This is a genomic window from Myxococcus llanfairpwllgwyngyllgogerychwyrndrobwllllantysiliogogogochensis (assembly GCF_006636215.1).
GTDB lineage: Bacteria > Myxococcota > Myxococcia > Myxococcales > Myxococcaceae > Myxococcus > Myxococcus llanfairpwllgwyngyllgogerychwyrndrobwllllantysiliogogogochensis.
In genome coordinates this window covers 1-4,209 of the sequence record NZ_VIFM01000461.1, presented here as the reverse complement: position 1 = coordinate 4,209, position 4,209 = coordinate 1, and the positions used below count along the sequence as shown (strand labels likewise).

The following is a 4,209-nucleotide window of genomic DNA, read 5'->3' as shown; positions in this document are numbered from 1 at the left end:
GGTGGTGGGGGCGGCGGGCGGTGGCCGAAAGACGCTCACGCTGGAGGACGCACGGCTCGCCGATGCCCGCGTGAAGGTGTTCCAGACGCCGCACTACCGCCCTGGCTTCATGGGCTTCGTGCGCCTGCCTCTCGCGGGATGACCGCCTCTTCTTCGGGGGTGTTGTCCTCTCGCAGTTTTAGGAGTCGCACCCCATGAAGAAGCACTTCGCAGCCCTCGCCGTCCTCATGATGGCCGTCCTCGCCGCGCCGCCCGCGCTCGCCGCCGAGGGCACCAGCCCCCCGGACTCCATCCTGTCGTCGCTCCTCACGCCGGGCGTCATCGGCACGGGGCTCTCCATCATCCTCGGGGCCGTGGGCCTCTTCTTCGGAGGCAAGGAATGGCTGACGGCGCGCCGCAAGCGCATCGTCGCCACGGGCGCGTACCACGCCTTCCACATCGTCGAGGACTGGGCCGCGCTCGATGAGTCGGAGAACGCCGTCGACAAGGCGGCCAAGGGGCTCCACGTGCTCGACGAGTGGATGCGCACCAACGGCTGGCGCCCGCTCAAGCCCGGCGAAGAGGAGCTGGCGAAGATGGCGTTCAAGACGCTGCACGGCGAGCAGAAGGTCGCCGAGAAGGTGCAGACGGCGGCTCGCGCGGCATCGCTCGGTGCCATCGGCAGCACGGCCGCGCTGGCTCCGGTGGTGGGCGCGGTCCCTTAGACGCCCCGCGTGCGGCAGTCGCCGCGGGGCTTTCTCGTGTCCTCACTGATGTCCCGGTGAGGACCGGTTACCTGGAGGCACAGGCCGGTGCCTCCTCCCTCTCCGGTGCGTACGCGCGGCTGGAAGCGGGCGCCAGGTTGATGCCGGACCTGGGACTCTTCGCCTTCGCCGAGGCGAACCAGCGCGAACGGATGGCTGGCGCCGGCATCCGATGGACTTTCGGCTGGTAGGGCATGCGGCCCGCTCCTGAGCACCGGGGCGGGCCGCGAGCGCGGCCACCTCGAACCGCTCCATGAAATCACGGTGCGGCGTGCTGCTCAGGCTTCCCCAGGTACCTTTCCAGCGGCCCCTGAATGGCTGCGGTCGCCTTCAGCTTCGCCGCCTCCCTCATGGTTTCGAGGTGGCTCACGGCCCCGCCGGACGGGACAAAACTCTGCAGCTCCCGAAGGAGAATGAGTGAGGCCAGGAGTTCTTCGGTATTCGTAGTGCCCATGTGTGACTCCATTGTTGAGGACTGCGAGGCATTGGATAGCGCGCCGATAATGGGGACGCAAGAAAACCTAGCAATTTCCGATGTTTACGAAGAGACAACACTAGTTCTCTGGACGCGGAGAAAGGCTTGTTCCAGGCGGATTCATGAGTGGTTTCAATGGCTTTCGTCGGTACGCCACAGCCCCATTCGATGTCCAATGCATCTCGGCGACTGGCTCGGATGGGGGGTCGTGCGTTGGGCACAGCGAGTGCAGTACCCGCCGCGCCGCGCCTGAAAGGGAACTTGAAGCCGTACTACACGAACCACGCCGTCAGTCTGTACAACGCGGACTGCCGCGACCTGTTGCTGGACCTCCCGTCTCAGTCCGTGGACGCATTGGTGACCGACCCACCGTACGGGATGGCATGGGAGTCCAAGGTGAAGGGAGCCAAGTCCATCCGCGCCGACGGCACGCGCCAGGGTATGCGGGTGCTGCGTGAGGCGCTCACCTCCGCGAGTCGCGCGCTCTCGCCGGACGCGCACGCCTACGTTTTCTGCCACTGGCAGAGCTGGCCCGACTTCTACGACGCCTGCAGCAGCCACCTGCGGGTCCGGTCCGCGCGCATCTGGCGGAAGGCCCAGGGCGGCACTGGGGACCTGCGTCAGTCCTACGCGCCCGACTACGAGGTGGTGCTCTTCGCCGCGCAGTCGAACCGGCGTGCCCTGGCCGGGAAGCGCGAGGGGGCCGTCATCGCTGGATACCCGCCCGTGCCCCCGCGCCAGCGCACGCACCCCACCGAGAAGCCCGTCGCGCTGCTGGCGCACCTGCTGGCGAAGTCGTGCCCGACGGGCGGCTTGGTGCTGGACCCGTTCGCCGGCACCGGGTCAACGCTGGTGGCCGCGCAGCAGCTCGGCCTGCGCGCGGTGGGCGTAGAGCTCAATGAGAGCCACTGCGAGGCCGCCGCCCGGCGCCTCGATGCTGCTCTCCGCGAGGGGTTGCCGCGCGCGAGCTGAGCCGCGCCGCGACGCGGTGGCCTATCTCGTACTTCGGGGCAGGCCACTGCGCGCACCAGCGGGCATCGCGAGGTTGCATTGCCACATCGGGGACAGGACTACCCATCAGGGAGTGGCTTGGCTTCAGGCTCTTTCCGGGTGTTCAAATTTGACGCGACTGGGAGTGTGCTTGCCCTATGTCCGTCGTCATCCGAGGTCGGAGAGTCCGCTTTGAGCAGGCCGGTCCGAACGACGGGCCCAAGCCACCGCAGCGCCCACCGTGCAGCTACTGCGGCAAGCCCGAGCACAAGTTCGCGGCGAAGCCCGGGTGGAACGTGGGTTCCTCTCCGGTGCTGCGGGACAACATGATTCCCGACCCCGAGTTCAAGACGCATCCCTGGTACACGGGCCGGTACAGCCTGGCCGCGCATCACCTCATCTGCACGGAGGCGATGGACGACGATGACTGGCCGCTCTACTGCCTCCGGTTCGGCTACGACATCAACAGCCCGCCGAACGGCGTCATCCTCCCGTCCGTCCCAGCGGTCGCGTGCGAGCTACATGTTCCCGTGCATGTCGGGCCGCACTCCGCAGGCTGGGCCTACGACGTCAACCTGGCCTATCCCGATGCCGTGAAGGGCCTCTTGGACTCGGTGGCCGGCATCCTGGAGTCCGGGGGCTACTGCGCGAACCCCGAGGGGCTGGTCCGCGAGCTGGACAGAGTGAGCGCCACCATCCTTCGCAAGCTCTCGGGCGGGCTGTGGACCATCACCACGGACGGCCTGGACTACCTGCCCGGCGGCGATGGCTGCTCGGGCGTGCGGAGCATCCAGGACAAGCCGCGCCGGGCGTGCCCCAAGGCTCGCCGCCACGGCCACCAGCACGGCCAGACGGGTGCGCCACTGCCTCGCAGAGCGCTTCAGGTGGGGGTGTAGCGTGCAACGCGACTACTACGTGCTCCAGCGCGCTCTCTCCCAGGCGCATCCGTTGTTGGCCTGGGACCAGTCGGCCTCTGCGTTCCGCAAGGGGCGTCCGGTGGAGGTGGGCGAGCCGGTGAAGCTGCGGCTCGGAGACCCGGTGCCACCGCGCCCCGTCATGGCCGACCACCACAGCTTGCCGGCTCCGGTGGTGTCCGAGCGCCTGAGGGGCGTGCTCGACGCGGCGGAACTCCGCGGCGTCCAGCTCGTGCCGGCGGACGTCCAGGTTGGAGACTCGACGCTGAGGTACTGGCTGGTCCACATGTGGCGGACGCTGCGGTGCGTGGACCGCGAGCGCAGCGTCTACGAGGACTCGGACTCAGGGCTCTTCATGGTGAGCCTTGACCGGCTCGTGCTCGACGAGAGCGTGCTCCAGGACGTTCCCCTCGAGGAGCGACGTGCCTTCCGCCTCGCGGAGTCGACGGTGCACCTCTTCCACCGCGACGTCGTCGCCCGCGTGCAGGCCATGGTGCCCCCGCCCGAGGGGCTCCGATTTGTCCCCGTCGAGGAGTGGGGCGACGCATCGCGGTTCCGGTGAGCGCTCCGCGGGTGAGTCCTGCTGTTGCCGGGCTCCCTGTCTCGCCAGCACGTCCAGGAGGCGGTCCAGGAGCCGCCGGAGGGACACTGCGTCCCGCCCGGCCAGCTCCGCAGGCTCCCACCAGGGCGACCAGTCCCCGTGCGCGTCGTAGACCTCCAGGCGCGGCGCGCGGCCGGGCTCCTGGACGACGCGCATGTCCTCGGCCTGCCATCGCACGTCGGCCATGGGCTCCTCGATGCGCGGCGAAGAACAACCCCGCCCAGCACGATGCCGGGCGGGAGTGGCGGTACAACAGGCCGAGCTGCCGCGCCGTGGCCTGACCCGCCACGAAAGCTCAGTCGTCGTGGCGGCCCAAGCCGCAGATGCGCCGGCCGCCCACGAACAGCCACGGCCCGCCGCAGTAGCACCGCTCGGATTGCGGGAGGACTGGCGCGGCGGGTGCCTGGGCCTCGGGCTCGCCACGGAGCTGCCGCAGGCCGCGCGCGAAGTCCTCGCGGATAGTGCGGCGGTGGAGTTGCTCAGGAG

At 69.1% G+C, this 4,209-nt stretch carries 7 protein-coding genes; 5 read left to right on the top strand and 2 right to left on the bottom strand.

What is annotated here, in order from left to right:
- Positions 1 to 194: 194 nt before the first annotated feature.
- Together FJV41_RS48265 and FJV41_RS52905 are read left to right on the top strand one after the other, a co-directional pair.
- Positions 195 to 704, top strand: coding sequence for a hypothetical protein (locus tag FJV41_RS48265; protein ID WP_141649368.1), 510 nt, complete (start codon positions 195 to 197; stop codon positions 702 to 704).
- A 56-nt stretch (positions 705 to 760) separates the two neighbouring features.
- Complete coding sequence (locus FJV41_RS52905; RefSeq protein WP_181791489.1) at positions 761 to 934, top strand: hypothetical protein; 174 nt, start codon at positions 761 to 763, stop codon at positions 932 to 934.
- Between the two features lie 68 nt (positions 935 to 1,002).
- Here the strand turns inward: FJV41_RS52905 and FJV41_RS48260 are convergent, their stop codons facing one another.
- On the bottom strand, positions 1,003 to 1,197 hold the full coding sequence (locus FJV41_RS48260; protein WP_141649367.1) for a hypothetical protein: 195 nt from the start codon (positions 1,195 to 1,197) through the stop codon (positions 1,003 to 1,005).
- 282 nt (positions 1,198 to 1,479) lie between these two features.
- On the opposite strand from FJV41_RS48260, the gene FJV41_RS48255 reads away from it, so the two are divergent.
- From FJV41_RS48255 to FJV41_RS48245, 3 genes are all read left to right on the top strand, one after another.
- The gene (locus tag FJV41_RS48255) at positions 1,480 to 2,190 is read left to right on the top strand and encodes a DNA-methyltransferase (RefSeq protein ID WP_141649366.1); all 711 of its coding nucleotides are present in this window, start codon (positions 1,480 to 1,482) and stop codon (positions 2,188 to 2,190) included.
- A 176-nt stretch (positions 2,191 to 2,366) separates the two neighbouring features.
- Complete coding sequence (locus FJV41_RS48250) at positions 2,367 to 3,104, top strand: AHH domain-containing protein (protein WP_141649365.1); 738 nt, start codon at positions 2,367 to 2,369, stop codon at positions 3,102 to 3,104.
- A 1-nt stretch (position 3,105) separates the two neighbouring features.
- Complete coding sequence (locus tag FJV41_RS48245) at positions 3,106 to 3,684, top strand: imm11 family protein (RefSeq protein ID WP_141649364.1); 579 nt, start codon at positions 3,106 to 3,108, stop codon at positions 3,682 to 3,684.
- Positions 3,685 to 4,018: 334 nt separating this feature from the next.
- On the opposite strand, the gene FJV41_RS52900 is transcribed toward FJV41_RS48245, so the two are convergent.
- Positions 4,019 to 4,209 (bottom strand): hypothetical protein (locus tag FJV41_RS52900; protein ID WP_181791487.1); only part of this gene is annotated, 191 nt, incomplete at its 5' end.

What these genes read in the sequence shown, in the direction of transcription:
- FJV41_RS48265 (WP_141649368.1), top strand. Translation starts at nt 195, where the DNA reads ATGAAGAAGCACTTCGCAGCCCTCGCCGTCCTCATGATGGCCGTCCTC.
- FJV41_RS48250 (WP_141649365.1), top strand. Translation starts at nt 2,367, where the DNA reads ATGTCCGTCGTCATCCGAGGTCGGAGAGTCCGCTTTGAGCAGGCCGGT.
- FJV41_RS48260 (WP_141649367.1), bottom strand. Translation starts at nt 1,197, where the DNA reads ATGGGCACTACGAATACCGAAGAACTCCTGGCCTCACTCATTCTCCTT.